The 26,758-nt window shown below is 46.6% G+C and carries 23 protein-coding genes; 9 read left to right on the forward strand and 14 right to left on the reverse strand.

The genetic code is table 11. The features are described 5' to 3' along the window. Positions 1–42: 42 nt before the first annotated feature. A complete protein-coding gene (rep, locus tag L5M40_RS17775) occupies positions 43–2,055 on the reverse strand; it encodes a DNA helicase Rep (RefSeq protein WP_113940857.1) in 2,013 nt (670 codons plus the stop codon). A gap of 234 nt (positions 2,056–2,289) precedes the next feature. Here rep and ubiK point away from each other — a divergent pair, with 234 nt between their 5' ends. The 3 genes from ubiK (at position 2,290) to L5M40_RS17790 (ending at position 3,388) form a co-directional block, all read left to right on the forward strand. Continuing rightward, complete coding sequence (ubiK, locus tag L5M40_RS17780; RefSeq protein WP_006083441.1) at positions 2,290–2,544, forward strand: ubiquinone biosynthesis accessory factor UbiK; 255 nt, start codon at positions 2,290–2,292, stop codon at positions 2,542–2,544. Between the two features lie 94 nt (positions 2,545–2,638). Next, the gene (locus L5M40_RS17785) at positions 2,639–3,004 is read left to right on the forward strand and encodes a hypothetical protein (RefSeq protein ID WP_263256977.1); all 366 of its coding nucleotides are present in this window, start codon (positions 2,639–2,641) and stop codon (positions 3,002–3,004) included. A 36-nt stretch (positions 3,005–3,040) separates the two neighbouring features. Next, a complete protein-coding gene (locus L5M40_RS17790) occupies positions 3,041–3,388 on the forward strand; it encodes a hypothetical protein (protein ID WP_173496177.1) in 348 nt (115 codons plus the stop codon). Here L5M40_RS17790 and L5M40_RS17795 read toward each other — a convergent pair. Next, complete coding sequence (locus L5M40_RS17795) at positions 3,385–4,557, reverse strand: winged helix-turn-helix domain-containing protein (RefSeq protein ID WP_263256978.1); 1,173 nt, start codon at positions 4,555–4,557, stop codon at positions 3,385–3,387. The two genes, L5M40_RS17790 and L5M40_RS17795, sit on opposite strands and share 4 nt — an antisense overlap. 248 nt (positions 4,558–4,805) lie before the next feature. Here L5M40_RS17795 and L5M40_RS17800 point away from each other — a divergent pair, with 248 nt between their 5' ends. The 3 genes from L5M40_RS17800 (at position 4,806) to L5M40_RS17810 (ending at position 7,894) form a co-directional block, all read left to right on the forward strand. After that, positions 4,806–5,336, forward strand: coding sequence for a hypothetical protein (locus L5M40_RS17800; protein ID WP_168825954.1), 531 nt, complete (start codon positions 4,806–4,808; stop codon positions 5,334–5,336). 176 nt (positions 5,337–5,512) lie between these two features. Continuing rightward, positions 5,513–6,991: a cell envelope integrity protein CreD gene (gene creD / locus L5M40_RS17805; protein WP_219234870.1), complete on the forward strand. Its 1,479-nt coding sequence runs from the start codon at positions 5,513–5,515 to the stop codon at positions 6,989–6,991. Positions 6,992–7,084: 93 nt separating this feature from the next. Beyond that, entirely contained in the window at positions 7,085–7,894 is an 810-nt protein-coding gene (locus L5M40_RS17810; RefSeq protein WP_263256980.1) for a phosphatase PAP2 family protein, read from the forward strand. A gap of 83 nt (positions 7,895–7,977) precedes the next feature. Here the strand turns inward: L5M40_RS17810 and L5M40_RS17815 are convergent, their stop codons facing one another. After that, the gene (locus tag L5M40_RS17815; protein WP_198573143.1) at positions 7,978–8,703 is read right to left on the reverse strand and encodes a substrate-binding periplasmic protein; all 726 of its coding nucleotides are present in this window, start codon (positions 8,701–8,703) and stop codon (positions 7,978–7,980) included. Positions 8,704–8,892: 189 nt separating this feature from the next. Here L5M40_RS17815 and L5M40_RS17820 point away from each other — a divergent pair, with 189 nt between their 5' ends. Continuing rightward, positions 8,893–9,393, forward strand: coding sequence for an Lrp/AsnC family transcriptional regulator (locus L5M40_RS17820; RefSeq protein ID WP_105253008.1), 501 nt, complete (start codon positions 8,893–8,895; stop codon positions 9,391–9,393). A 340-nt stretch (positions 9,394–9,733) separates the two neighbouring features. Beyond that, on the forward strand, positions 9,734–11,098 hold the full coding sequence (locus L5M40_RS17825; RefSeq protein ID WP_263256981.1) for a sodium-dependent transporter: 1,365 nt from the start codon (positions 9,734–9,736) through the stop codon (positions 11,096–11,098). 243 nt (positions 11,099–11,341) lie between these two features. Here the strand turns inward: L5M40_RS17825 and L5M40_RS17830 are convergent, their stop codons facing one another. The 10 genes from L5M40_RS17830 to ilvC all read right to left on the reverse strand — a co-directional run bounded on the left by L5M40_RS17830 (position 11,342) and on the right by ilvC (position 23,593). Then, positions 11,342–12,205: a Tim44 domain-containing protein gene (locus tag L5M40_RS17830; RefSeq protein WP_263256983.1), complete on the reverse strand. Its 864-nt coding sequence runs from the start codon at positions 12,203–12,205 to the stop codon at positions 11,342–11,344. A gap of 494 nt (positions 12,206–12,699) precedes the next feature. Next, positions 12,700–13,218: a DUF4303 domain-containing protein gene (locus L5M40_RS17835; RefSeq protein WP_263256984.1), complete on the reverse strand. Its 519-nt coding sequence runs from the start codon at positions 13,216–13,218 to the stop codon at positions 12,700–12,702. A 47-nt stretch (positions 13,219–13,265) separates the two neighbouring features. Then, entirely contained in the window at positions 13,266–13,886 is a 621-nt protein-coding gene (locus tag L5M40_RS17840) for an imm11 family protein (RefSeq protein ID WP_219251765.1), read from the reverse strand. Between the two features lie 487 nt (positions 13,887–14,373). Further along, positions 14,374–14,634 carry a hypothetical protein gene (locus L5M40_RS17845; RefSeq protein WP_219251766.1) on the reverse strand — a complete coding sequence of 87 codons (261 nt, stop codon included), beginning with the start codon at positions 14,632–14,634 and terminating at the stop codon, positions 14,374–14,376. A gap of 1 nt (position 14,635) precedes the next feature. Further along, entirely contained in the window at positions 14,636–15,769 is a 1,134-nt protein-coding gene (locus L5M40_RS17850) for a pyridoxal-phosphate-dependent aminotransferase family protein (protein ID WP_263257026.1), read from the reverse strand. 207 nt (positions 15,770–15,976) lie between these two features. Continuing rightward, the gene (gene ilvA / locus L5M40_RS17855) at positions 15,977–17,578 is read right to left on the reverse strand and encodes a threonine ammonia-lyase, biosynthetic (protein WP_168826081.1); all 1,602 of its coding nucleotides are present in this window, start codon (positions 17,576–17,578) and stop codon (positions 15,977–15,979) included. 17 nt (positions 17,579–17,595) lie between these two features. Continuing rightward, positions 17,596–19,455: a dihydroxy-acid dehydratase gene (gene ilvD, locus L5M40_RS17860; protein WP_263256986.1), complete on the reverse strand. Its 1,860-nt coding sequence runs from the start codon at positions 19,453–19,455 to the stop codon at positions 17,596–17,598. A 57-nt stretch (positions 19,456–19,512) separates the two neighbouring features. Continuing rightward, positions 19,513–19,770, reverse strand: coding sequence for an acetolactate synthase 2 small subunit (gene ilvM / locus L5M40_RS17865; protein ID WP_006083459.1), 258 nt, complete (start codon positions 19,768–19,770; stop codon positions 19,513–19,515). Further along, positions 19,767–21,440, reverse strand: coding sequence for an acetolactate synthase 2 catalytic subunit (ilvG, locus tag L5M40_RS17870; protein WP_263256988.1), 1,674 nt, complete (start codon positions 21,438–21,440; stop codon positions 19,767–19,769). Before ilvG ends, ilvM begins: the two co-directional genes overlap by 4 nt. Positions 21,441–22,114: 674 nt before the next feature. Then, positions 22,115–23,593, reverse strand: coding sequence for a ketol-acid reductoisomerase (ilvC, locus tag L5M40_RS17875; RefSeq protein WP_131524931.1), 1,479 nt, complete (start codon positions 23,591–23,593; stop codon positions 22,115–22,117). A 237-nt stretch (positions 23,594–23,830) separates the two neighbouring features. Between ilvC and ilvY the strand changes: the two genes are divergently transcribed. After that, the gene (gene ilvY, locus L5M40_RS17880) at positions 23,831–24,703 is read left to right on the forward strand and encodes an HTH-type transcriptional activator IlvY (RefSeq protein WP_263256990.1); all 873 of its coding nucleotides are present in this window, start codon (positions 23,831–23,833) and stop codon (positions 24,701–24,703) included. A gap of 193 nt (positions 24,704–24,896) precedes the next feature. Here the strand turns inward: ilvY and L5M40_RS17885 are convergent, their stop codons facing one another. Further along, the gene (locus L5M40_RS17885; RefSeq protein ID WP_105250472.1) at positions 24,897–26,213 is read right to left on the reverse strand and encodes a hemolysin family protein; all 1,317 of its coding nucleotides are present in this window, start codon (positions 26,211–26,213) and stop codon (positions 24,897–24,899) included. Positions 26,214–26,758 lie beyond the last annotated feature (545 nt).

Here is a 26,758-nt window from a genome sequence, read left to right on the forward strand (position 1 = left end):
AATAAGTAGCTGATTTAAAAGAATAGTAAGCGAAACCGCTCGCTATTTTTTAAACATATCTCTTAAGCTAGAAATATTTGCCCGCCCCGTTTGCATCCGCTCCTGTTCCGTTTGTTGTGGCTTACGATTTTCCCACACCACATCATCTTGAGGTAACTCAAGTAAGAAACGGCTTGGCTCACAACGCATGGTTTCACCAAATTGGCGCCTTTCGCGGCAGAGGGTGAACCAAAGCTCTCGTTGAGCTCGAGTGATACCCACATACGCCAACCGACGCTCCTCATCGACGTTATCTTCGTCTATGCTGGTTTGATGGGGCAAAATACGCTCTTCTACTCCAACCATAAACACGAAGGGAAACTCTAAGCCCTTAGAAGCATGCAAGGTCATCAACTGCACCTGATCGCCGCCTTCATCCTCACTATTGCGCTCCATCATGTCCCTGAGCGTCAATCGAGTCACCACCTCTGGCAAGGTCATAGGCTCATCTAACTCATCACCCGCGAGCATCTCAGTCACCCAACGGTAAAGCTCTGAGATATTCTTCATCCGCATTTCAGCGGCCTTGGCACTGGTGCTGGTTTCGTATAAGTAATCTTCGTAATTGATCTTACGGATCAAATGCTTCACCGCCTCGACGGGTTCACCACGTTCGGCATGATCCCCTGTCTCCACGATAAAACGACCAAACTGATACAAAGATGACATAGCCGCAGGCGGTAAATGATGATTCAGTTCAGGCTCAAAAATCGCCGCAAACATAGAAATATGCTTCTCGTTGGCAAAATTACCTAAACGCTCTAAGGTTGATGGCCCTATGCCACGTTTAGGTAAATTAACGATACGCAGGAAAGCGTTATCGTCGTCGGGATTCACCACTAACTTCAAATACCCCATGATGTCTTTAATTTCAGCACGGGCGAAAAATGATGTACCGCCACTCAATTTATAAGGAATACGATTCGTCATCAGTGCGCGTTCGAGTAACCGTGATTGATGGTTACCCCGATACAAAATCGCATAATCGCCAAACTGAGTACGGCCGACAAACTTGTGCCGCACAATTTCGGCAACAACACGTTCAGCCTCTTGCTCCTCATTGGCGGCAAACAGCACCCGCAACGGCTCACCATAGGCAAGCTCGCTAAACAGGGCTTTATCGTAAACATGGGGATTATTAGCGATAAGAATGTTAGCAGCCCGTAGGATCCGCTGGCTAGAACGGTAGTTCTGCTCCAATTTAATCAGCTTAAGCTGCGGAAAATCTTTACCCAATAACACGAGGTTTTGTGGCTTAGCACCGCGCCATGAATAGATTGACTGATCGTCGTCCCCCACCACAGTAAAGCGTGCCCGATCACCCACTAACAGCTTTACCATTTCATATTGGCTGGTATTAGTATCTTGATATTCGTCCACCAGCAAATATTGGATCTTGGTTTGCCAGCGCGTACGCACTTCTTCATGGTGGCGTAACAATAAGGTTGGCATCAGAATCAAATCGTCAAAATCTAAAGCGTTATAGGCTTTCATATGTTGAGCATAACGCTGATACAACATAGCAAATAAGTGCTGTTGCTCATCTTTAGCGATTTTGCGTGCATGCTCGGGAATAATTAAGCCACCCTTCCAGTTTGAAATCGTACTGGCAAGCGCTTTGAGTAAATCTTTATCTTCATCCAACTCGTCTTGGGTCAACTCTTTGAGCAGTGCCAAGGTATCTTGATCATCAAACAGCGAAAAGCCTGGCTTTAAGCCTAAGACCTTATGCTCGCGTTTAATGATCTCAAGCCCTAAAGTATGGAAGGTCGAAATCCACAGACCTCTGGCTTCCTTGCGGCCCATAGACTGAGCGACCCGCTCTTTCATCTCGCGGGCAGCCTTATTGGTGAAGGTCACCGCCGCGATATTACGCGCCTTATAGCCACATTTTTCGACCAAGTAAGCGATTTTATTGATAATTACGCGCGTTTTACCACTACCCGCACCCGCCAAGACTAGGCAAGGGCCTGAAACATAATGAACAGCATCGTTTTGGGCGGGATTGAGTTTCATCTTTGCGCAATATCCAAACAAGTCGACAGAAAGGGATGGGATCATAGCAGAATCGACAGTTTTAAGGCTAACAAATCCCCGCTTAGGTTGAGCAGAACTCAACTCTGTAGATAAGCTTCTCCGTGATATAAACCCCAACAACAGCCAACTAAAGTGTTCACGCGTCTGCTTTACTTTTGAAAGCTAACGTACTGAGTTACAATCGAGCTATTCAGTAAAGAGGCGGACAAGATTATGATCAATCCAAAGAAAATCGAAGAAATGGCGAAACAATTGAGCGAAAGTTTGCCCAGCGGTCTAAAGCAATTTGCCGGTGAATTTGAAGAGCGCAGTAAGCAAGTACTGCAAAATCAATTGCTCAAGTTGGATATGGTTTCCCGTGAAGAATTTGATGTGCAGCAACATGTACTACTGAAAACCCGCGAAAAATTAGAAGCCCTACAAGCTCAAGTCAATGAGTTAGAAAAAAAGCTCAACGCGGCGGGCTAACTTATCATGCATGTTTGAAAGAGCACAGTTAGCAATAGCGCAGCTGTGCTTTTTTGTTTTTAACACTTCAAGCATTGAGTCACTTGGGGAAATAATGCAACAACTCGCCAGCTATATCCTTGCTATTGAAGGCTATCCAAGCCCTGTCTACGTGGTAAGCCAATCAAACGAGCAGCAAACCTATCACGATGATAATGTGGAGATTTGTGAGTCCATAACGCTTTATCACTTCGATAACGGGGTTGTGATTAGCAAGCTAAGCGAGCAAGATAAACAAGTTTATGAGTCAGACATGGTTTGTGAAGATTATTGGCTCAGCTATCGGGTTGTAACAGCTCATATTGCGATTTCGCCGCAGCAAAAATCCTTTAGCAATCTATGTCAGCAAAGCTTTTGGCTTAAGATGCAGCAAGGGCTGGCAGTAAAGCTACCGCTGCAACCAGAGCATAAACAGACTTAATGCTTTAGCGTCGAACAATCAAGGAATGAAGCTACAATGGATGTCACAATCAGCACACACTATCAGGACTATCTTCTTTGGGGATTATTGTTGCTTGGTGGCCTGCCGCTACTCACTTATCCCGGTGTGCTTCTCGCCAGTTTGATGGGATTGGCCAGTCAATCAAGCATTAAACCCGCTTTTATCTATCGATTGATGAATCAGTGTTTTCTATGGGGAAGCCTAGTTTATCCCGCCGTGTATATTCCCTGTTATCGCATTACGAGCGATAGTACTGCGACTTCTTCATCTTTAGTCATTGCTGCGTTGCCACTGCTGTATCTAATCTTACTGTATGGCTGCTTTCGCTTTATGGATGCTCCAACTAAAGAGACAAATAGTTAAAGCTTTTGTTGGCGAGCATACTTTTGCTTAAGGCCTTTATGGTTAGCCTTAACTAACTTCCAGCGGTCACAACCATTGAAACGAGCATATTCACTGACTGCGATATCAAAGGCCGCACAGAAGTCCTCATCTAAGCCATTCACCATCACGCCCTCTTCTAAAATCAATTGCTGTAATAGCAATAGGTTAGCTTGACGATCGGCTTTAACATCCACGCGACCAACAAAAGTGTCGCGCCACAGAATTGCTAAAGAATAATAACCATACTGACGCTTTTCGGCTGGGACATAGACTTCAATTTGATAATCAAAATCAAACCATTGCTTTAATCTTTGCCGTTGGATCAATAAATTATCGAAGGGATTAAGCAGCCACACTTTATTAGGTAATGGTGCATTTAGCTGTAATGAAGGGCGATAAAAGTAGCTTTGGCCCGCCGTCTTAAAACACGCTAATAGCCCGTGAGCTAGCAGCTCTGCCAACTCTTGGGCTACTGCTGATTTCATACCTTTGCGTAAATAAGCCATTTGCGCCGCAGTACCGAAGGCGTGGGCATCGAGATAACGATCAATCAAATAGCGCGTAAACTCACTATCTGTCGGTGCTTTGGCATTTACATCTTGTGACAACACCCGCGCAGTGAGATCGTAAACCTTCTGGAATTTTTCCCGCCGCACCACCATCAGCTCACCACGCATAAAGAGCTGCTCTAGGGCTTTTTTCGCGGGTTTCCAATCCCACCAGGTTCCGTTTTTAGCTTCACTATGTTCGAAATCACTGGCCTTGAGTGGCCCTTCTGCAAGGATTCGCGCCCGCACTTCCTGCATTATTTTATCGTCGGGCTCAAACCAATGCTTACCGCCATTTTGCAGCTGCTGTTTACGCTGCAAACTAAAACGGTAATCGGCAATCGGTAAATAAGCTGCCGCATGGGACCAATATTCGAAAATCTCTCCTTTGGCTAAAGCCATATCGAGCATCTTTGGCTGATATTCTGGCATACGACTATGCAGCACATGATGATGCGCTCGCTCAACCACGTTGATAGAGTCAATTTGTACATAACTGAGACGTGAAATTGCCTCGGTGACAGAGGTATATGGTTGCAATAATCCTTGCTGCTGCATATTTAATTGCAGCCACTCGCGGGGTGAAAAGGGATTAGACATCGATTCTCCAAATTCAACGGCAAGCAAATATCTGACCAGAGAAAAAATATAACAAACTGAAAATAAAAGTATTTAGCACACTATTCAATGAGCAGGTTTGTGAAATGTACGCACAAGTCTACTCACTAGGCAGTATCTTCGGATAACATAAGCCATTTATACCTTAACGGCTATCGGTTTACCTGCCCGTTAGTTTCACGACTCGAAATAGAGCCTATCTGGCATAGGCTCTTCATTAAGGATTGATGATGAATATCTACTATCGCCAAGCACAACTCTGCGGCCGCAAAACAGGTAATGGCACTAAGCTGCCATTTTTAATGAATATCTTGTATTCACTTGCTGCTAAAAATGGCGATCACCAGCCCTTTTCAATGGATGACATTAACGCGGTACTGTTTAATCAGCATCAGTCGATTGGTTGCTCTATCGAGGCGCCGCTACCGATAGTGAGTTGGCGCACCGAAGCGATAGAGTATGAGTTATTTAAAGGCGAAGAGCTGGTGTACCTGCCCCAATGTATCATCTTTAGCAATGGCGCCATTGCCTATGTCATTGTCGTCATGGGTGATGAGTATGAGCTACGTATTTGGCCTGATTACAGTAACCGTGATCGAGAAAAACACCACTGGTTTTCCCACCATGCCGTAGTCTATTCCGCAGAACTTGACGTCTTTAAGCAAAGCTTCGAAGCACTGCTCAAGCATATTAAAAAAGAAAATGACTACGAGAAAAAACACCCAAAATTTGGCAAAGACATCCCACTATCAGATTCATAAACTTGAATAATGAGTATGGGTTTAGCGGCAATCGCCATAATGTTGCCACTATTGATCAGCAACTTGCCCGCAACTTTTGTAAGAAAATCTGTTTTAATACCCGCCGTGATACCGAGTTAACTCTGCACAATCTTAGCGGATAAGTCTCGATCGTATTTCATAGGGAATGAAATTCAATGTTCAGCATTATTTTCTGGGTACTCACCCTACTTAGTTTGGCCTTATTTGGTAGCGCAGCCTATTTAGTGGTGCGCGCACTCCTCAAAAAATTTAATCGAAGTCAAGGAATCGATATGTCAGCACAAGAACCGTTGGCAGTAGCCACCGCAAAGGGAACTGCATTAAAAAACACCACCTTATTAAAAGCCTTAACCATTGGCATACTCTCAATCCTCGCGTTGATCCCGCTGGGGATCATTATGGATATGACTTCTGATCGCCAAGCCCTTTACCACAGCGTTGTCGATGAAATCGGCCGTTCATGGGGTGAGCAGCAAACCCTCTCAGGTCCTGCGCTAGTGATCCCTTACAGCTATTTTGTGTTGCAAGAAGAAGTCAGTAACGACGGTAAAACTCGCCATGAAGTGAAGCGTACCTATCAAGATGAGCTAGTGATCCTACCGAAAAAGCTCACCCTCGACTTAGACCTAAAACATGATTTTCGCACCCGTGGCATTTATCAATCGCTGGTGTATAACGCAGCTCTACAAGGTCAGGCCGACTTCAGCCTTAACCGTTATGATATTCCTAACCTTATCGCCTTCGATAACAAAAATGCCCGGTTAGTCTTTGGGGTGTCATCGAATCAAGCAATTGATAAAGTAGAAAAAATTGAAATCACCGGTGAATCGACCTTACTCTCTGGCTCGCTGATGTCGGGCACGGGGTTAACCACTGGCGGTTTAGAAAAAGGCTTTAATCAAAAGATCCAAGTCAGCGAAGCGAGTGATTTTAGTGTGGATTTTGCCATGACACTACGCGGCTCTCAGTCTATCAGCGCATTGCCACTAGGCGAGCAAACGCTAATCAATATTCGCGCCGACTGGCCGCATCCAAGCTTTAAGGGATTATTACCCGCAGAACGGGACATCAACGCGCAAGGCTTTACTGCTAGCTGGAATATCAGCCACTTAACCCGTAACTATCCACAAGAGTTTATTAAGAGTAATCAATCGACTCTCACTGAAGTGTCGGCCAATGCGATTTTATTCGAACCAGTGACTCACTACGGCAAGATTGATCGCTCGGTAAAATACGGCCTACTGTTTATCGTGCTGACTTTTATCATGTTGTTTATCTTCGAAATCGGACAAAAAACCAGCCTAAGCACGATTCAATATGTGTTAGTCGGCAGCGCCATGGCCTTGTTCTATTTGCTACTACTCTCGCTATCTGAGCATCTAGCCTTCTTGCATGCCTATTTAATTGCCGCCTGTATTCCCGTGCTGTCGGTATCGGCTTATGTAGGGAGTGCCACAGCAAGTATTAAGCGCGGTGCATTAGTGGGCATTATGCTGGTGAGTTTATATGCAGTGCTGTACTCGATACTGCAACTGGAAGATTACGCCCTATTGATGGGTTCAGGTTTACTGTTAGTCGTACTGTTGATTTTGATGTTCGTGACTAGGCATCACCCTAAGAACACGGCGCAATAGCGCCCTACCGATCCACCCTTGAAGACCCCCGACAGCGCCATCTTTTGCTGTCGGGATTTTTTTATTGGCAAAACCATTGCCGCGTTGTAGCCTATGGCGTTTTATGAAGAGGCTTATATTTTGACCCATAGCGTCTATCTTTTACGCCGTTTAGGTTTAGCTTGGATACTGTTGGCAACCATTCCGGGCTTACTATTACTGACACAGAATCAGCTGTTTCCACTGATCGATCTGCACTCTACCTTAGCCAAAACCTTATATTGGATTACCATGACGGGCACTGCGCCCTATGGCGTCGCAACAGTCTTGTTTGTATTGGCGATCGCCTATCGTCATATGCCTAAACCACTCTTTATAAGTTTATTTTTTGCCATCAGCCTCAGCCAAGTTATCAGTTTAGGCTTAAGCCACACCCTCAAATCCTATTTTAAAGAACCCAGACCTAATCTCGTTTTTCTAGCAGAACAAGCACTGCCTAAGCATGAACCGCTTTCACTCGATGCCTTTTATCAATTGGATAAACAGTCACGTTCAAAGACAATTGCCAATGCACTCGATGGCTTGATCGCTGCAGAACCCGCCTTGAAACTCGACTCACGGATCCATCAGCATTGGGAAGATGAAATCGGCTATTCTTTTCCTTCGGGACATACCATTTTTGCTGTGACGCTAGTGCTTACCGCCAGCTACTATTTGCTACTCGCTGGATTACCTAGCTTAGTCATGGCGTTATGGAGCTGGGGATTTTTGATGGGATTAAGCCGTATGCTGCTTGGCATGCATTGGCCGCAGGATGTGCTGTTTTCAACCTTTTTAGCCGCCATCATCAGCGGATGTAGCGTGTTTTTTGTCAGTAAGTTGCGTCCACTCTCCCATGCGTTTGCTAAAGAATCTGAACGCTAACGCTGTTAATTCAGCGTCTCGATTTGGCTGTCGACTCAAATACGATAGCTTCAAACACTATGAAGTTAAATACTTAGGCATTGCTAAGCACTGCCTAAGTATTTTGCCACTAGGGCCTGATAAATCCCATTGGCCTTAATTCTAGCGAGCCCTTGATTGAAAGTATCCCGCGCCACTGAGTTGTGGAACACCATTCGATAGGATGTTGGGGGGAAAATAAAGTGGTAGCTTAATGCTTGCTGGGTATCAACATCATCCTCAACGAACTTATTCAGTTGAGCGAATATATAACGATCGGCAATCACAGTATTAATGCGACCTAAGTACAACATACGGTTCTGGCTTAATTGGCTATCGACTTCACGATAAATAGTCTGTTGCGCTACGGCATTAAACTCAGGGCCAAGTAAGAAGCGAGCATTTTCAAAAGCGGCGACACTGTACTTTTTAAGATCCGCAATACGTGTTATTTCAAGGCGTTGTTCGGCCAAACTGATCGCTACATTGGTATATTCAACATAATCATTAGACCAATAACCATCAACGCCATTCGCAGGGTTCATCGTCATTACAGCATCCAATCGATCTTTATTGAAATATAAAACTTGGCGTTTACGAGAGTAGAATTTGAAGTTGACTGGCTGCCCCATTTCCTTAAACGCGGCCTTAATAATATCGATCTCAAGCCCTGATTCAGCATCTTCGATAATATAAGGCGGTCGATTTAGAGCGCTACCAATGGTTAACGATGCAGAAAATGCATAAGTCGGTAATATGAATAAGCAGATTAGCAACAAACTCAAGCGCATACAGTGTCTCACTCTTATTAGTATCATAACAATAGCGGTAAATAACGGGAGTTCCAAACCGCGCGACTCCCAAAATCTCTATCCGTTATCACTGTCACAACCTTAAAATGTCTCATTTGATCAAGATTTTTGGCAAAGTCCGCTAAGACTGGCAAACTAGAGGCTGACTCAGTTAACCCTAAGCTTTCGATGACAGACACTCACCCCTACAAACTCGATCAACTCGATTTAACGATTCTGCGCTTACTGCAAACCCACGGCAGATTATCAAATCTCGAACTGGCCAATAAAGTCGGACTATCGCCATCTCCTTGCTCGCGCCGTGTTAAAGCCTTAGAAGAAGCGGGTTATATTGCCGATTATGCAACGCGTCTGTCGGCGGATAAGTTCAACCTGCATTTGACCGCGTATATCCATGTTCGAATGGAGAAACATACACCGGCGATTCTCAATCAATTTGAAACCAATGCACTCGCCTACGAAGAAGTCCAAGAATGCGCGCTGATCACGGGCTCAGAGGCCGACTATCAACTTAAAGTGCTAGTACAAGATATGGCGCACTTTCGCACTTTCCTGTTAGATAAACTCACGACCAACGTGCATATCGCAGGGGTGCATTCCAGCTTTGTCCTCAAAAAGGTTAAGGACCACACGGCCATTCCCTTAGGGCATGTCAACATTCAAGCATAAGCCAACACCCAACAGTCACAGCAAACACCGCAAACAAGACAGAGGCACAAGTAACAGTCATAGCACAAAATAGCGGTTAGACATCTGCCATACGGTATTTTTTGACCATAAGATCACAATTCAATGAATTTTTATCATCGCAATGATTCGCCAAATCTCAACCATCAGTCGCACCTGATAGCAATAAAATCTCGCACAAAACAGATAGGCGGCACACAACATCAACTTATAGCCAAAAACCGATAAATTATTGCAGATTAACACCAAATTAACGCACTAAAATTGCGTTGAAATCCTAATTTATCCGCCTAAGATACGCCTTCTTTTTACGGGAGGCACAATGCAATCGGCCAATACAAGTTCAACTAACCACTTCAGCTCACGCTTAGGTTTTATCATGGCGGCCGCTGGTAGCGCCGTTGGCGTCGGCAATATTTGGGGATTCCCCACCCAAGCGGCTACCCATGGTGGCGGCGCCTTTCTACTTGTGTACCTAGTGCTGATTTTCATCCTAGGCATTCCCATGCTGATGGCCGAACTTATGATAGGTCGCCACGGACAAACCAACCCCGCCGATGCCATGGGCAAACTCGGCTTCAACACGCTCACCCGCGGTTTAGGCAAGACCATAGGTTTGCTTTCCATAGTGACAGCGGGATTGATTTATACCTTCTACAGCATTCTCTCCGGCTGGTTTGTCAGCTTTGCCATCGCGCCTATCGCCACAGCCTTTGGCTCGAATGATACCGCTGCTTGGCTAGTGGATTTTTCGCTGTCACGTAATCTGGTGTTTACACTGATCTTCAGCACGCTGGTTTTTCTGGTATTACTGCAAGGCGTGCAAGAAGGCATAGAAAAATGGTCGAAACGCTTAATGCCGTTATTACTGATCATGCTGATCGCGGGCGTGGCGTATATCTTCACCCTAAATGGTGCGAGCGAAGGGATAAGCCCGCTACTCACACCTAACTTTACCAAGGCACTGGCACCGGATACCCTGATCAGCGCGCTCGGACAAACCTTCTTCTCCCTCACCATAGGCACAGGTGCCATGATGGTGTACGGCAGTTATCTGAGCCAAAAAGAGAATATTGCTAAACTGACCGTCTGGGTTGCCTTTACCGACAGCGGCATCGCCTTTCTCGCCGCCTTTTTAATCATCCCAGCCATGTATGTCGCCCAGCACAATGGCGTGCAGATTTTTAACGCTGAGGGCAAATTACTCGATTCGGATGCATTGGTGTTTACTGTCTTACCCGCGTTATTTTCGACCTTAGGCGATACGGCCAACCTCATCATCAGCGTGATTTTCTTTATTCTGTTGATCATCGCGGGTTTAACCTCGGCCATATCCATCGCCGAAGTGCCGACGAGTTATGTGATGCAAAAGTTCGGACTCAGCCGTCAACGCGCCACCTTGATCATCGGCCTATTGTTGACCTCATTATCCTTATTACTGGCGGTATTTTTTGAGACGCTATTTAGTTTCACTATAATGCTGACCACCCAAATCGCCCAGCCGCTGGTCGCCCTCGGTATTGCGGTTTACTTAGGTTGGATTTGGCGCCAAACCCAGCTGCTCAAGGTAATTCGTGGGCAAGAAGGTGTCGATAGCACAGGACTTTTCTGGCGCATTTGGCCAAAGTATGTGAAGTATATTTGCCCAGTGCTGATTATCGCCATAGCCATCAGACAATTTGTGTAACCATTTAAAAAAATAACAAAATCCCCGCTAAGTGCGGGGATTTTTTATTTAGCAATTGATGCACTAATTAACTACTTTAAAATAATCAGCAAAGTCTTGCTGCCGCCAATAGTGAATGCGATGACAGCCGGATTTTTTCAATCTATCGATGACGTTGAACTGCTAGGGTAAGGCTGGATTGAAACGAAAGGGGATGTAAACAGCAGCCTTAAGAGATTAAGGCTGCTTTAAACACTGGGCTGATTACTGTTCGATACCCACAATTAACCAAGGTGAATTGGCTTGTGTTACGTTACGCTCCAAATGCCAGATTTCCTTAATGTCCTCTTCTACGCTTTCAACAGTATCGCGGTAGCGGCCGCTAAATTTAACACTCACTTCCGCAAGATTGGCATTGTGCGTGGCGCGGACAAGTTCTGCATCCAAAAACATCACTTCTGTGTGCTGATCGCCAACTAACTCGCGACGTTGGTTGCTGAGTTCATTGTAAAGATCAATAGAAACATACTCTTGGATTTTGCTTAGATCGTTTTCATTCCAAGCCAATTGTAGAGTTTTGTAATGACTGCGAGCGCCTTCCAAAAAGCCGGGTAAATCAAAACCCGCAGGTAAATTAAAGGGCACATCACTTGTCGCTTGGCCAAAACCATTGCTGCCGCTGTTTGCATTGGTAGCAAAACCTGTTTGTTCAGTCTGTTGGCGTTGTAGATTAGGACTTGGCTGACTCGCCCCTGCATAGGCAGGTCTTGGCTGCACACCCGCTTTTGAGGCCATCACAGTACGGACGATTTTGAATAGCACGAATGCCAGCAAACCGATAATCAAAATATCCATGATTTGAATATTTTCAAAACCACCGCCCATAAACAGCGCAGCCAATAAGCCACCTGCTAATAAACCGCCTAACATGCCGCCCATCATACCTTTTTTGCCCGGTGCTCCCGCTGGCGCCGTAGTCGGTGTGTTGGTCGCCGCTGGTTGAGCCGGAGCCGTTTGATGGCTTTTGCCGATAGATTTACTACCGCCGAATTTTTTCGCTTCAACGACTGGGCTAGTAACTAAGCTAACCGCAAAAATCATCGCCAGCATAATAAATAACTTTTTCATTTATAGGATCTTGTTCGTGTAATCTGAGGTGCTGCCATAATAGCGGGATGACATTATATGTCAATTAGCAAAAAGCGAAGGCTGATTGTCCTGTGCATATTTAGTGAGTTGCGATTAGCACTGTCATTCCAGTGACGCGCCAACTTTGGTTTAAAAATAAATCATCCCTGCGGGCTCGACGGCGTCATCTGCTGCACACGGAAGTGCGAATGCCGCGATCACAGGACGTGAAAGAGCGTCCAAGCCGCCAACAGTCACTTACATGCCAGTGCTTAATCCCATAAACTGCCGTACATTCTGATAGCCTGAACTACCCAAACCGAAGTCCAGACAGAGGTGACCATCTCAGCAGTCATATCTTTTGAATCAAGATTTAGAATAATCGCCATGAAGAAAAGATGCGTTTGTCCTATATTTTTTTCATCTTTTTTAAAAAGAGATTATTTTTCTATTTTTCTATTTTTCTATCTTTATAGATAAACTTGCACAGTTAATTAGTCAAATCTTAAAATAAATGCCATTGAAATGGGTGCATCGTTTATTAATTTTGCAGAAGAGCTTTCTATTTCCTCAGACTCATCGTCGTCAGTAATTGAAACAAAACACACTGTCGAATTTAGCTCAACAGGCAGTTCTCTTTTTATTCTGATTAGTACATTTGATAATGTCTTAATTAGTTCATTTTTAAACTTTGCAAAGTTTATTTCTCGAGATGAGTCCTCTCGAAGCATCTTACTTATTTTGGAGAAGGCTCCCGCATTATATCCATCATAAAACCACTCAGATACTGCCCATCTATAGTAATTTTCACACTCTATGCTCTGATCTTCTTCAGCAACGAGAATGCTTTTAAGCTTACCCTCAGAGCTAGCACTTAATGATGCTGACATGGCACTACTGTCAGTGTAAAGAGATACCGCATAGAATGCCTCATCTTTATTTTCTAACAATAACATCTTGATTGTATCGTATGTAATTTCAAAGCATTTTTCTTCTAACTCAATCCAGTCCATTATTCACTCCTTGTACTTAGCTTCAATATTTTCATTTTATGATGCACTCAGCTCCATGCAGAATACTGATAATGTTCATTTATCTCCTTAAAACTCACCCCCGTTAAACCAAGAGCTTCGTACTCATTTTTAAACTGAATAGAACATACAGAAGCCGCTATCTCGTTACAAAAGAATAAATGTTCATGAATATTATTCTTTATTTTAAATTTATCTATAGACTCATAATATGTCTTCTTTAACCCACGTTCCTCTTGCGTGTTCAATTTTCCAGAATCTAAGTCAATCGAGATAGTATAAGTGGACTCATCCTTATCTAAGATAGACAAATAACTTAGTGGAAAAAATAAAAAGTACTTTTTCTGCGGACGAACTCCTCGATGCAAGTTAATATCGACAGGAATACGAATACACTTAATATTTAATTTTTCACACAAGTATAACATTTCATTAGAAACTAAATTTTCATCAACCAAATAATCACCATTCAGTTGATATGTTTTTGCTTTAAGAGAATAAGCATTTAAAAAATCAACCTCACATGGTGGTGAGTCATAAAACTCATAGTCAGGTAGCTCAGGAGTCCAATGTTTATCCATAAAATACGGTATTCCCTTACCATCAGGATCTGATTGCACAATAAAAAATGGTTGTAGATTTGTACTCAAAATAACTACCCTGTAATAGGTTAAAAGTTTAATGTCCCTAAGAAAGCATTAGCGCAAACTTAAATTTATTTTAAACATCGTTTTACTCTGTTGCTAGCCATAATATTCCTTCGCAAGTCAAAAAAGCTTAACGAGCCACCCATTGTTAAATTCTCGGAATGCATAATTGTAAATAACAGACTATCAGGCATACCAAGGGTTTAATGGGATTAAGCACTGTCGTGGAAGTGACCGTTGGCGGCATGATCGCTCATTCACATCCATGTGTTCGCGACATTCTAGTCTTGTTATAAATCTAGCCATATGCAGGAGATGTCATCGTCGAGCCTATTGGGATGACTTATTTTTAAACCAAAGTAGGTGTATCACTGGAATGACAGTGCTAAATCAATATTACCTGCTGCCAAAAGCGACTTTATTAACAAAATTAAAAAATCCCCGCATTGCGGGGATTTTCGTTTAATCAAAACCACTAAAACTAACTAAGTTACAAACACTTTCCATCCGATGAATCATCGGAAGAAAGTGCTCGGCTGATACTGCCGAAGATAACATTCAAGAAGCCGATACCGACATCCTTTTGCCGCTCATCGGCGCTGCCCGTATCGTGGCCGCTCGCGTCGCGCATGCTTTGATTATTGTTAGTTCCGCGCACAAAATCGCAGGAAACATTGCTGGTATTATTCACCGAGCAGGCACTGAGCAAAGCGATCATTAGCCCGCAAAAGGCAAGGCGTAATCTTGGCATATTAGTTCAACACTTCTTCTAATGCCTTGAGGCATAAGGCGACATTTTCACGACGGGCACCAAAACCCATGAGGCCAATGCGCCATGCTTTACCCGCAAGAGCACCAAGGCCTGCGCCGATTTCGAGATTGTAATCTTTGAGCAAACGAGCCCGCACCGCGGCATCATCGACACCTGCAGGAATATAAACTGCGTTAAGTTGTGGCAGACGCGAATCTTCGGCCACCACAAAGTTAAGCCCTAACTTTTCAAGCCCAGCACGCAGCACTAAGTGCATGTCATGATGGCGTTGCCACGCATTCTCTAAGCCTTCGGCCGCTAACATACGCAGGGATTCATGCAGTGCATAAAGCGCATTCACTGGCGCAGTGTGATGGTAACTACGTTTGCCTCCCGCGCTGGTCCAATAGGCCATCACTAAGCTTTGATCGAGGAACCAACTTTGCACTGGGGTCTTGCGATTCTTGAGTTTTTCGACGGCTGCAGGCGAGAAAGACACGGGCGATAAACCCGGTACACAGGAAAGGCACTTTTGACTGCCAGAATAAATAGCATCTATGCCCCATTCATCGACTCTTAACTCAACGCCGCCAAGGGAAGTCACCGCATCAACTATGCTCAAACAGCCATAGGTTTTGGCTAATGCGCACAGAGTTTTGGCATCGGACAAGGCGCCAGTTGAGGTTTCGGCGTGCACAAAGGCTAAAAATTTGGCATCGGGATTGGCTTTCAGCGCAGCTTCAACCGCTGCAGGATCAACAGGTGTGCCCCACTCATTGTCCACCAGCACGGCAATGGCGCCCATACGCTCGACGTTTTGGCGCATACGCTCACCAAACACACCGTTACGACAGACAATCACCTTCTCACCCGGCTCGACTAAGTTAACGAAACAGGTTTCCATGCCCGCACTGCCCGGCGCTGATACCGCCATGGTCATTTCGTTTTTAGTTTGGAAGGCGTATTGGATCAGACTCTTAAGCTCATCCATCATGCCCACAAACAGCGGATCTAAGTGGCCAACCGTAGGTCTGGACTGCGCCGCAAGCACTTCGGGATAAACATCCGACGGGCCAGGGCCCATTAAAATACGGCGAGGAGGATTAAAAGCGGTAAAACGCGGTGCTGGTAACATCATGTCTCCTTAATGCGTGTAGGTGTAGGTCGAAGTCTAGTTATTATTCGTTAGCCAATCGTCAGCGGATTAAGTCAGCGACTTAACTGTGGCGCGCTAATCGGCGGCTAGAGTATTAAGTCTACAAAACTACCACAAAAAGGAGCGCCTGTGCGCTCCTCCTTTAGCCTTAGTTATGACTAACATAACTATCACGCGCATGGTGAGCTAAGGTTGTAACGCCTTGTTGCCGTTACCCGCATTTAAAAACAGCTGATAGGCAGGGCTTTGGGTTTCCTCTTGATAGACAAAACCCAACTCAGTTAAAAACTGTTGGAACGGCAAGGCATCACTCGCGGGTACTTCAAACCCCGCCAGCACTCGGCCAAAGGCCGCGCCGTGGTTACGATAATGGAACAGACTGATGTTCCATTTGCTCTGCAAGGTCGTTAAAAACTTCAGCAGCGCACCGGGATGTTCAGGAAACTCAAAGCTAAATAAACGCTCCTCTAAAGGCTCTGGTGGATGACCACCGACCATATAACGCACATGCAATTTCGCGGTTTCATCCCCGGATAAATCCTGAACTTCAAAACCATTAGCCTCTAAGGTGGCAATGATTTGTTCTAGCTCACCTTGGCCTCGGCTTAAGCGAATGCCGGCAAACACCACGGCAAGATCACGACTACTGAAACGATAGTTAAACTCTGTCATCACCCGCTTATCGAGTAACTCACAGAATGTTAAGAAACTTCCCGGACGCTCAGGGACTTTCACCGCCAGTACCGCTTCTTTCTGCTCGCCAAGCTCACAACGTTCGGACACATAACGCAGACTGTGGAAATTCACATTCGCACCACTTAAAATCGCCGCGACCTTTTCACCATTGCCGCAATCACCACTGGCATTGGTGCTGACATATTTTTTAAGCCCAGCCAAGGACAAAGCCCCAGCCGGTTCGGCGATCGCTCGGGTGTCTTCGAAGATATCTTTTACCGCAGCGCAGATTTCATCCGAGGTGACAGTCACCACTTCATCGACATAGAGTTTCGCGACTCGAAACGGCTCAGTGCCGATACGTTTAACCGCCACGCCATCGGCAAATAAACCGACTTGCGCCAGCGTCACAGGTTCGCCCGCTTCCATCGCAGCCTTTAAACAGGCCGCGTCTTCTGGCTCGACGCCGACAATTTTCACCTGCGGCATAACCGCCTTGTAATAGGCAGCGATACCCGCGATGAGCCCGCCGCCGCCCACGGGTACAAATACCACTTCGAGATCGCGCTGCTGCTGCAACATCTCTTGGGCGATAGTGCCTTGGCCTGCGATCACAGCTTCATCATCGAAGGGCGCAATATAGACTCGGCCCTCTTCTTTGGCCATCGCCATCGCAAAACCATTGGCTTGATCGAAGGCTTGGCCGTGCAATACCACGTTGCCACCTAAACGGCGCACCGCATCGACTTTAATATCGGGCGTCGTCTCAGGCATCACAATCACAGCATCCACACCACGACTCGCCGCCGACATCGCCACACCCTGAGCATGATTGCCTGCCGAAGCACACACCACACCGCGCTGGCATTCTTCTTTCGTCAGCTGGGCTATACGGTTATAGGCACCGCGTAACTTGAAGGAATGCACTGGCTGCATATCTTCGCGCTTCAAAAATACCTGACAACCTAAACGCGCCGATAACTTGTTCATACTTGAAAGCGGTGTCACTTTCGCTATGTCATACACGGATGACAACAGGATTTTTTGCAAATAGCTTTGTGCCAACTGAAAATGGGCTAAATCCGCCTGAGTTTGCGATGAGAGTGGCAACATAGATGCAGTAAACATAATTAGTCCTCCAGTTTACTGCGATCGCGCACCGCGCCCTTGTCGGCACTGGTGGCGAGCATGGCGTAGGCCTTAAGTGCGAGTGACACATAACGCTGGCGACCAATAGGTTTCCACGCCATTGGGCCAAGACTGTGCATTTTTTCGCGGCGAGCATTGAGTTCAGCATCAGTTAACGCCAGTTTGATACTGCGCTTGGGGATATCAATTTCGATGCGATCGCCATTTTCAATCAAGGCGATTGTGCCGCCAGCGGCCGCTTCGGGTGAGACGTGGCCGATAGATAAACCTGAAGTGCCACCGGAGAAACGCCCGTCGGTGATCAGCGCACAGACCTTACCTAGCCCGCGGGATTTTAAATACGTAGTCGGATAAAGCATTTCTTGCATGCCCGGACCGCCTTTCGGGCCTTCATAACGGATAACGACCACATCGCCCGCCACCACTTCGCCGCCTAAGATACCCGCCACTGCATCGTCTTGGCTCTCGTAGATACGTGCCGTGCCGACGAAAGTTAAGTTAGATTCATCCACGCCCGCCGTTTTAACGATACAGCCGTTTTCGGCCACATTACCCGACAATACGGCAAGACCGCCCTCTTGGCTGAAGGCAAACTCGCGGCTACGGATACAGCCTTCTTGTCTGTCATTATCCAGTGACGGCCAGCGACAATCTTGGCTAAAGGCTTTAGTGGTCGGAATCCCCGCAGGTCCCGCCATAAAGAAATGTTTTACTTTTTCATCTTGCGTCTGCATCACATCGTATTTCGCCAATACAGACTTCAAATTGCCACCTTCATCGGCCGCCACATGGAACACATCGGTATGCAGTAATCCGGCTCTGTCTAGCTCACCTAAAATCCCCATCACGCCGCCCGCACGGTGCACGTCTTCCATATGATATTTAGGCGTCGATGGCGCGACCTTACAAAGGTGCGGCACCAAGCGCGACATGCGGTCAATATCCGCCATGGTAAAATCAACATCGGCTTCCTGCGCGGCGGCCAATAAATGCAATACGGTATTAGATGAACCGCCCATGGCGATATCTAAGGTCATGGCATTTTCAAAGGCTTTGAAATTCGCGATATTACGTGGCAATGCCGATTCATCATCTTGATGATAATAACGTTTTGCCAACGCCATCACGCGGCGACCCGCTTCCAAAAACAGCTCGCGGCGATCCGCGTGGGTTGCCAGCATAGAACCGTTACCCGGCAGCGATAACCCTAGTGCTTCGGTTAAACAGTTCATTGAGTTGGCGGTAAACATGCCAGAGCAAGAGCCACAGGTTGGGCACGCGCTACGCTCGATTTTGGCACTGTCTTCATCGCTCACGTTCGAATCTGCGCCCGCTATCATGGCATCGACTAAGTCGAGCTTGATGAGTTTATCCGACAGCTTAGTCTTGCCCGCTTCCATCGGTCCGCCAGACACAAACACGACGGGAATATTGAGACGCAGCGCCGCCATCAACATGCCAGGGGTGATCTTGTCGCAGTTGGAGATACACACTAAAGCATCGGCGCAGTGGGCATTAACCATGTATTCCACACTGTCGGCGATAAGCTCGCGCGATGGCAGACTGTAAAGCATGCCGCCGTGGCCCATGGCGATACCATCATCGACTGCGATCGTATTGAATTCTTTGGCGATACCGCCCGCTTCTTCGATGGCGCTCGCCACCAGTGAGCCCATGTCTTTTAAGTGCACATGACCCGGTACAAACTGAGTAAAGGAGTTAGCAATGGCGATAATTGGCTTACCAAAATCATTGTCTTTCACCCCTGTGGCGCGCCATAGCGCACGGGCACCCGCCATATTGCGGCCTTCGGTACTGGTAGCTGATCGTAACTTTGGCATTGACTGTATCCTTTATCTCAAATCGAAAATCGTATTCTTAATTCACATGTCTAATGCTTAAGCATTAGCCGTTTGTTGCAAGCTCAGCGGTAACAATACCTTACACTGGGTCACATCAATCAGTTTATTCAGCTGATTACTTAACAGTTCGATGGCACGTTCGCTATCGACCTCCATATCCAACGACAGGCTCGCATCGTCATTCATACGCATCTGCATTTGGGTAATCGTAAAGCCGCGATGGCGAGTCACGCGCAAAACACGCTCAAGCACTTCGGGGCGTTGTTGAACCGTTAATTCCAGAGAGTGGATCATGTTTGTTTCTCCATTTCGTCCATCATATCGCTGTTTGAGGCGCCGGGGGGCACCAGTGGCCAAACGTTAAAAGCATCGTCGATTGCAACGTGTAATAAATACGGGCCCTTAGCCGCTAACATTTCGGTTAAGGCTTCTTCCACTTCGTCGGAAGAAAAAATAGTGCGGCCGGGAATATCAAAAGCAGAGGCCAATAAGACAAAATCAGGGTTATCGAATAAATCCGTTTCACTGTAGCGCTCTTCAAAAAATAGCTGCTGCCACTGCTTCACCATGCCAAGCTTTTGGTTATCAACCAGCACGATTTTCACCGGCAGCTTACGGCGTTTGATGGTGGTCAGCTCCTGCACATTCATCATAAAAGAACCATCACCAGAGACAGTCACCACTGTCGCATCGGGACGGGCCACTTGCGCACCAATGGCGGCGGGCAAGCCAAAGCCCATAGTGCCTAAGCCCGCGCTGGACAGATGATCTTCTGGACGGCGGAACCACATATGCTGGGCCACCCACATTTGGTGCTGGCCCACATCGCAACAAACAACGCTGTCTTCGGGTAATTTATTGGCTAAACGGCGCAGCAGCGCAGGCGCATAGATCAAACTGCCGGAGTGTTGATAATCCCATTGATGCTTACGACATAAATGCTCCACTTCAGCCTGCCAAGGCGTAATGTTCATCGACATGGCTAAGGCTGGGAGGATTTGGCGTAAGTCACCGGCAATTGCCACCTCTGGCATACGTAATTTGCCCAGTTCGGCGGCGTCGATATCTAAATGGATCACTCTGGCCTTGTCGGCAAAGCTCGCTAAACGGCCGGTGACTCTGTCGTCGAAACGGGCGCCAACCACGATTAGCAAATCGCAATCCTGTACCGCTAAGTTAGCGGCCTTGCCGCCATGCATGCCTAACATGCCTAAGTAGCCGGGTGTGCCGTGGGCGATACTGCCCAGCCCTTTCAAGGTTGCGACCGAAGGTATGCCCGTCACTTTGATAAACTCACGCAGTTGATCGACCGCGCCCGCCATACCTACACCACCGCCGACATACAACATAGGCTGTTTAGCCTCAGCCAACAGCGCACGGGCGGCGTCGATATCACTCATCTCGGCTTGGGGTTCGTTCATGACGGCCAGCAAAGGTGTACGGTATTCGAGGTGAGCGAGTTGGATATCCTTCGGGATATCGACCAACACAGGGCCAGGGCGGCCGGATGCGGCGATCTCAAAAGCTTGATACAAGGTTGGGATAAGATCGTTGATGTTTGTCACCATAAAACTGTGCTTAGTGCAGCTCAGTGACATGCCCAGCACGTCGATTTCTTGAAAGGCGTCGGTGCCGATAACGGCGGTGGAGACTTGGCCTGTGATGGCCACGATAGGCACTGAATCTAACAGCGCGTCGGCTAAGGAAGTGATCAGGTTAGTCGCGCCTGGGCCTGAGGTCGCGAAGCACACGCCGGTTTTACCGCTGGCTCTTGCGTATCCTACGGCGGCAAAGGCGGCGCCTTGTTCGTGACGGCTTAAGAGATGTTCAACAGGGCTTCCATAGAGGGCATCGTATATTGGCATAATGGCACCACCTGGGTAACCAAACACTGTGGTGACTCCATGTGCTGCTAACACTTTGATTACCGCGTCTGCACCTCTGATCATCTGCCCTGGTTCCATATTCTCTCTCGCTACGTTAGTCCTGAATTGCCGAAAATCGACGCTAATTTTTTACTCTTTCGAAGCTTAGAACCTTGCTCTAGGCCCTGAAACGAAGAACCCCCCGGTCCTTTCGGAGCGGGGGGTTCTTTCGAAACTTTTAACCTTTTAGGTCTATCAGTTCGCCATGCGCCGCCCCCGCTGTGATTTAATAATCACGACGGTAATAATCACGAGAATGAGCTTGGCAGCTTGGTTAAACATCAATATGGATTCCTAATCGGTGTTTCTAAAATTGGGATATTGCATGAAAGTTAGTTTCGCTTTGGGCTTTGCCCTAGCGCGAGCTATTAGCTTTACCATAAAGCGACAGCCAAACACAATAAAAAATATCTTTTGTCAAAAAAATTCAGCTTCCCTGCCGAGACAATGCAAAACAACAAAGTAAAACGTTAACTGTTGAGCCTCAGTCGGCGCGATTCACCTACTGAACGATAGACTCACTAACTGTGTCGTTTTTGCCCGCTCGACAACCCACTGAACAGGAAAAAATTTGTTTCTCACTAACTGATTTATCACTAAGCAAGCTCAAGATGCGCGTTTCACTATCTTGAGCTTGCTTGGGAACCGAGCTGAGACCCAAGTCCTTTGAGTATCAACCCTCTCCCCCAATGCTGGGCTTAACTCACTATCACTTAAGCCTCAACAATGCTCTTCATATCTGTCATGTAACCGCGAAGCTCAGCGCCAACATATTCCACTGCCGTTTCACGAATCGCTTCGTTAACAGCGATGAGCGTTAGGTTGTCGACACCGGTTGCGCTGTCTTTCAGACCAGCACCTAAATACTCAGATGACATGGCATTAACGTAGTCGCGCAGCATAGGTACGGCGGCGTGATTAAACAGGTAGCAACCGTATTCGGCTGTGTCTGAAATCACTACGTTCATTTCGTACAAACGCTTACGAGCAATCGTGTTAGCGATAAGTGGGGTCTCGTGCAGTGACTCGTAATAAGCCGACTCTTCCACGATACCCGCAGACACCATAGTGTCGAACGCCAGTTCCACACCCGCTTTGATCATAGCAACAAGGAAAATACCTTTGTCGAAATAGGTTTGTTCGTCGATATGCTCGCTCGATACGGGCGCATTTTCGAAACCTGTTTCGCCAGTTTCGGCTCTCCAACGCAGTAAGTTCGCATCATCGTTTGCCCAGTCTTCCATCATAGTGCGTGAGAATTCGCCGCTGATGATGTCATCCATGTGCTTTTCAAATAATGGTTGCAGAATTTCTTTTAAATCTTCTGCAATTTCAAATGCTTTAATCTTGGCTGGATTAGATAAACGGTCCATCATGTTAGTGATGCCGCCGTGTTTCAGTGCTTCAGTGACCGTTTCCCAACCTTGCTGGATAAGCTTGGCCGCATAACCTGGCTCAACGCCATCGGCGATCATTTTCTCGTAACCTAAGATGGCCCCCGTCTGCAACATACCGCACAGAATGGTTTGCTCGCCCATCAGATCCGACTTCACTTCTGCGATGAAAGACGACAGTAAAACACCGGCCCTGTCTCCACCCGTTGCGCTAGCGTAGGCTTTAGCAATCTCTAAACCGTCACCGTTTGGATCGTTTTCTGGGTGAACCGCGATAAGGGTAGGCACACCAAAACCACGTTTGTATTCTTCACGCACTTCAGTGCCTGGGCACTTAGGCGCAACCATCACCACAGTGATATCGGAACGAACTTGCATACCCTCTTCAACAATGTTGAAGCCGTGTGAGTAAGACAAGGTAGAGCCTTGCTTCATCAGTGGCATAACCGCGTTAACTACGTTTGAATGCTGTTTGTCCGGCGTCAGATTAAGGACCAGATCCGCCGCGGGGATTAATTCTTCAAAGGTACCGACACGGAAACCGTTATCGGTTGCTTTTTGCCATGAGGCACGTTTCTGTTCAATCGCTTCAGGACGCAGGGCAAAAGAGATATTCAGACCCGAATCACGCATGTTCAAGCCTTGGTTAAGACCTTGAGCACCACAACCTAAAATAACAATATTCCAATCTTTGATGTAGTTACAGCCGTCGCTAAACTCAGAACGATCCATGAAACGACATTGGCCAAGCTGTGCTAATTGTTGACGTAAATTCAGAGAGTTAAAATAGTTAGCCATCTGATATACCACCTATAAGTCAGAAATTTTGGACGCAACCAAACTAACATAATGTTACGACTTGGTTGTGATTGAAATCACTATAACCCATGCTTATCATTGCTTAAAATGATATATTCGGAACTTCATATTGCATTATGCGCAACGTCAGCCGCAATAACGCTCAGTAACACTGGCAGCAACATCGGCGGCAATATGCAGCACTCAGGCTCAGGCTCAGGCTAAACAGGATAAGTTATGGATATTCGTACCCTCAAATTGTACCTGCACTTATGTGACAGTTTACACTTCGCCAAGACCGCGGAGCAGATGCATGTGAGCCCATCGACCTTAAGCCGAGCACTGCAAAGATTAGAAGAAGAAGTGAACGCTAAGCTGTTAGAGCGGGATAATCGCAGCGTGACCTTAACCCACGCGGGACACGAATTTAAGCGATTCGCCGAGCAGACCTTGAACCATTGGAGCACACTCAAGCACAGTATCGATCTCAAGCAGGACGTACTGCGCGGTCGGCTGAATCTGTATTGCTCGGTCACTGCTGCCTACAGTCATTTACCGGGTTTATTGGATTTATTCCGCCAAGAGCATCCCTTCGTCGAAATCGCCTTAACCACGGGAGATGCAGCCAACGCGCTAGCAGAAGTGCAGCAGAATCGCGCCGATATCGCCATCGCCGCCCTGCCCGATCCTTTCCCCAGCAGCTTACATTTTGCCAAAATCGACGATGTGCCACTGTCGATTATCGCACCGACGATCCGCTGTGCAGTACAGCAACAAGTGAGTCAAACGCCCATCGATTGGTCGAGCGTACCCTTTATCATCCCAGATCACGGCCCAGGACGGCGCCGCGCCGATAACTGGTTCAAACAAATGGGCATCAGCCCTAATATTTACGCCCAAGTGTCGGGCCAAGAAGCGATCGCCTCTATGGTAGCGTTAGGTTGTGGCGTGAGCATGAGCCCCGAAGTGGTGATCAATAATAGCCCAGTGCGAGATCGCATTCAGCTACTCTCGTCGCCGGTGGAGATTCCACCGTTCGAGTTAGGTTGCTGCTGCAAAGTGAAACGACTTGATGATCCCATCGTTAATGCGTTTTTGGATGTGATTTAAACGGGGAAAGTAATACAAAATAAAAGTGCGAGTGAATAGTTTCAACGAGATAGAAAACCGAAACGGCTCTCAAAAAGCTAAAAACTTAGCTAAAGAGAACCGCTTCACTATCGAACAGTTGCGATCAAATTGGTGCTAACGAGCTATTGCCACAGGATTTCTATCGCAAGGCAATCAACACAAGATAACAGGATTACACATCCGGCGAGTTGAGCTTATCAATAGGATCGATACGGGTCACCAATAGCTGATCGACCTTGTACGAATCGATATCGACCACCTCAAATTTATAGCCCGCATAGTTCACGAAATCCGTACGCTTAGGGATTTTACGCAGCATATACATCATAAAACCAGCAATGGTTTCGTAGTTCTGATTATGCGGAAACTCCTCAATACCAAAGGCGCGCATTACGTCGGTAATAGGCGTCACACCGTCGACTAACCAAGAGTTACTATCGCGGGCGATGATCTGCTCTTCGCTCTCGTGCAATGACCAAGCCCCCATTACGGCGCGCTGTAGATCGTTAGTTGTCACAATCCCCACCACTAAGGCGTATTCGTTCATGACCACGGCAAAATCGGCGCGACTATTTTTAAAGTATTCCATCGCTTCTGACAGGCTCAGCGTATCGGGAATGATCAGCGAAGTATGGATTAAGTTACTGCCTTTTAAGATGATATTCTCACCGTTGATCACACGGATCAGCAATTCTTTCGCATCCACGAAGCCTTTGATCATATCCAACTGACCATCGCAGACGAGGAACTTAGTATGGGGATCTTCAGAAATTTTACGCTTGATATCTTCTTCACTGTCTTGCAGTAAAAAGTACACTAAGCTTTCACGGGCCGTCATGGCCGAAGTCACAGAAACGGTTTGCATTTCAAACACATTTTCCATCATCTGTTGCTCACCGCGATCTAGCACCCCAGCTTCGGCACCCGCATTCATGACGGCATAAATGTCGTCGGAGGTGATGGCATCGTTACGCACGGTTGGGATCTGCAGCAGTTTAAAGATACCACTCGCCATGCCATTGAAAAACCACACTAATGGGCGTAATAGCACAATACAGAAAGACATAGGCCCGACAACAGCTAAAGCGACGGGCTCAGGCATCGCCATGGCAATGCGTTTTGGCATTAAATCGGCGACTAAAATAAAGGCGCTGGTTACCGTTATGAAGGATAAAACAAAGCTCAATTGGCTCAGCCAAGGCTCGGCAACTAAAGGGGAAAGCAACTGATAGAAGTAAGGCCGAAATGCCGACTCACCCACAATACCGCCCATGATGGCAACGGCATTAAGACCAATTTGTACTACCGTAAAAAAGCTCCCGGGAACGGCTTGTAACTGCAGCACTTTTTCTGCTCGTGCATCGCCCTCATCGGCTAACTGACGTAAACGAATTTTACGTGAAGCGGCAAGTGCAATTTCTGACATAGAGAAAAAACAACTCGCGCCGATTAGACACAATATAATCATCACGTTATCAAAGAGACTCATGTAACACCTTTCATTTAACACTGGACTAACTAGGACCAACCCGCGCCTTATTGCTCGCGAGTCAGTTGAATTCATTGTATTTGAGCAAAGTTTGCTTTGTCTGGTCGCTGCACAACAAGATTGTATTGACCACTTTCATCCCTAAGATGAATGAGCGCTTAGATGACAATCCTTAGGGTGCACTCAGTATATCTGCAAATTCACGAGTTATGCGTGACTCCGCTCTCGCAGCCCACGCATAGCGCTAATGCACTTGCATCATTTAAGTAATGTTTTATGTCAAAGAGACTGAATATACAGCATTTAATTATTTTACTCGACTCGATGGCATTAGACATCCGAGCGCGGTGGCTTTGATATTGAGCTGCTAGAACGTACATTTAAGCCAATAGAATTGACTATGCAGTCGTGGCTTTGCTTAGTTGCGTTACGTAAAATACGTCCAGAATGGCAGCATGGATGTCACTCAGAGTGCATCGCTAAATCGACAATAGGCGACAGATTATATCTCATCTGCCGCCTAATATTACCTCACCTTGAGTAAT

It is taken from the genome of Shewanella sp. SM68 (assembly GCF_025653925.1).
GTDB classification, from domain to species: domain Bacteria; phylum Pseudomonadota; class Gammaproteobacteria; order Enterobacterales; family Shewanellaceae; genus Shewanella; species Shewanella oncorhynchi.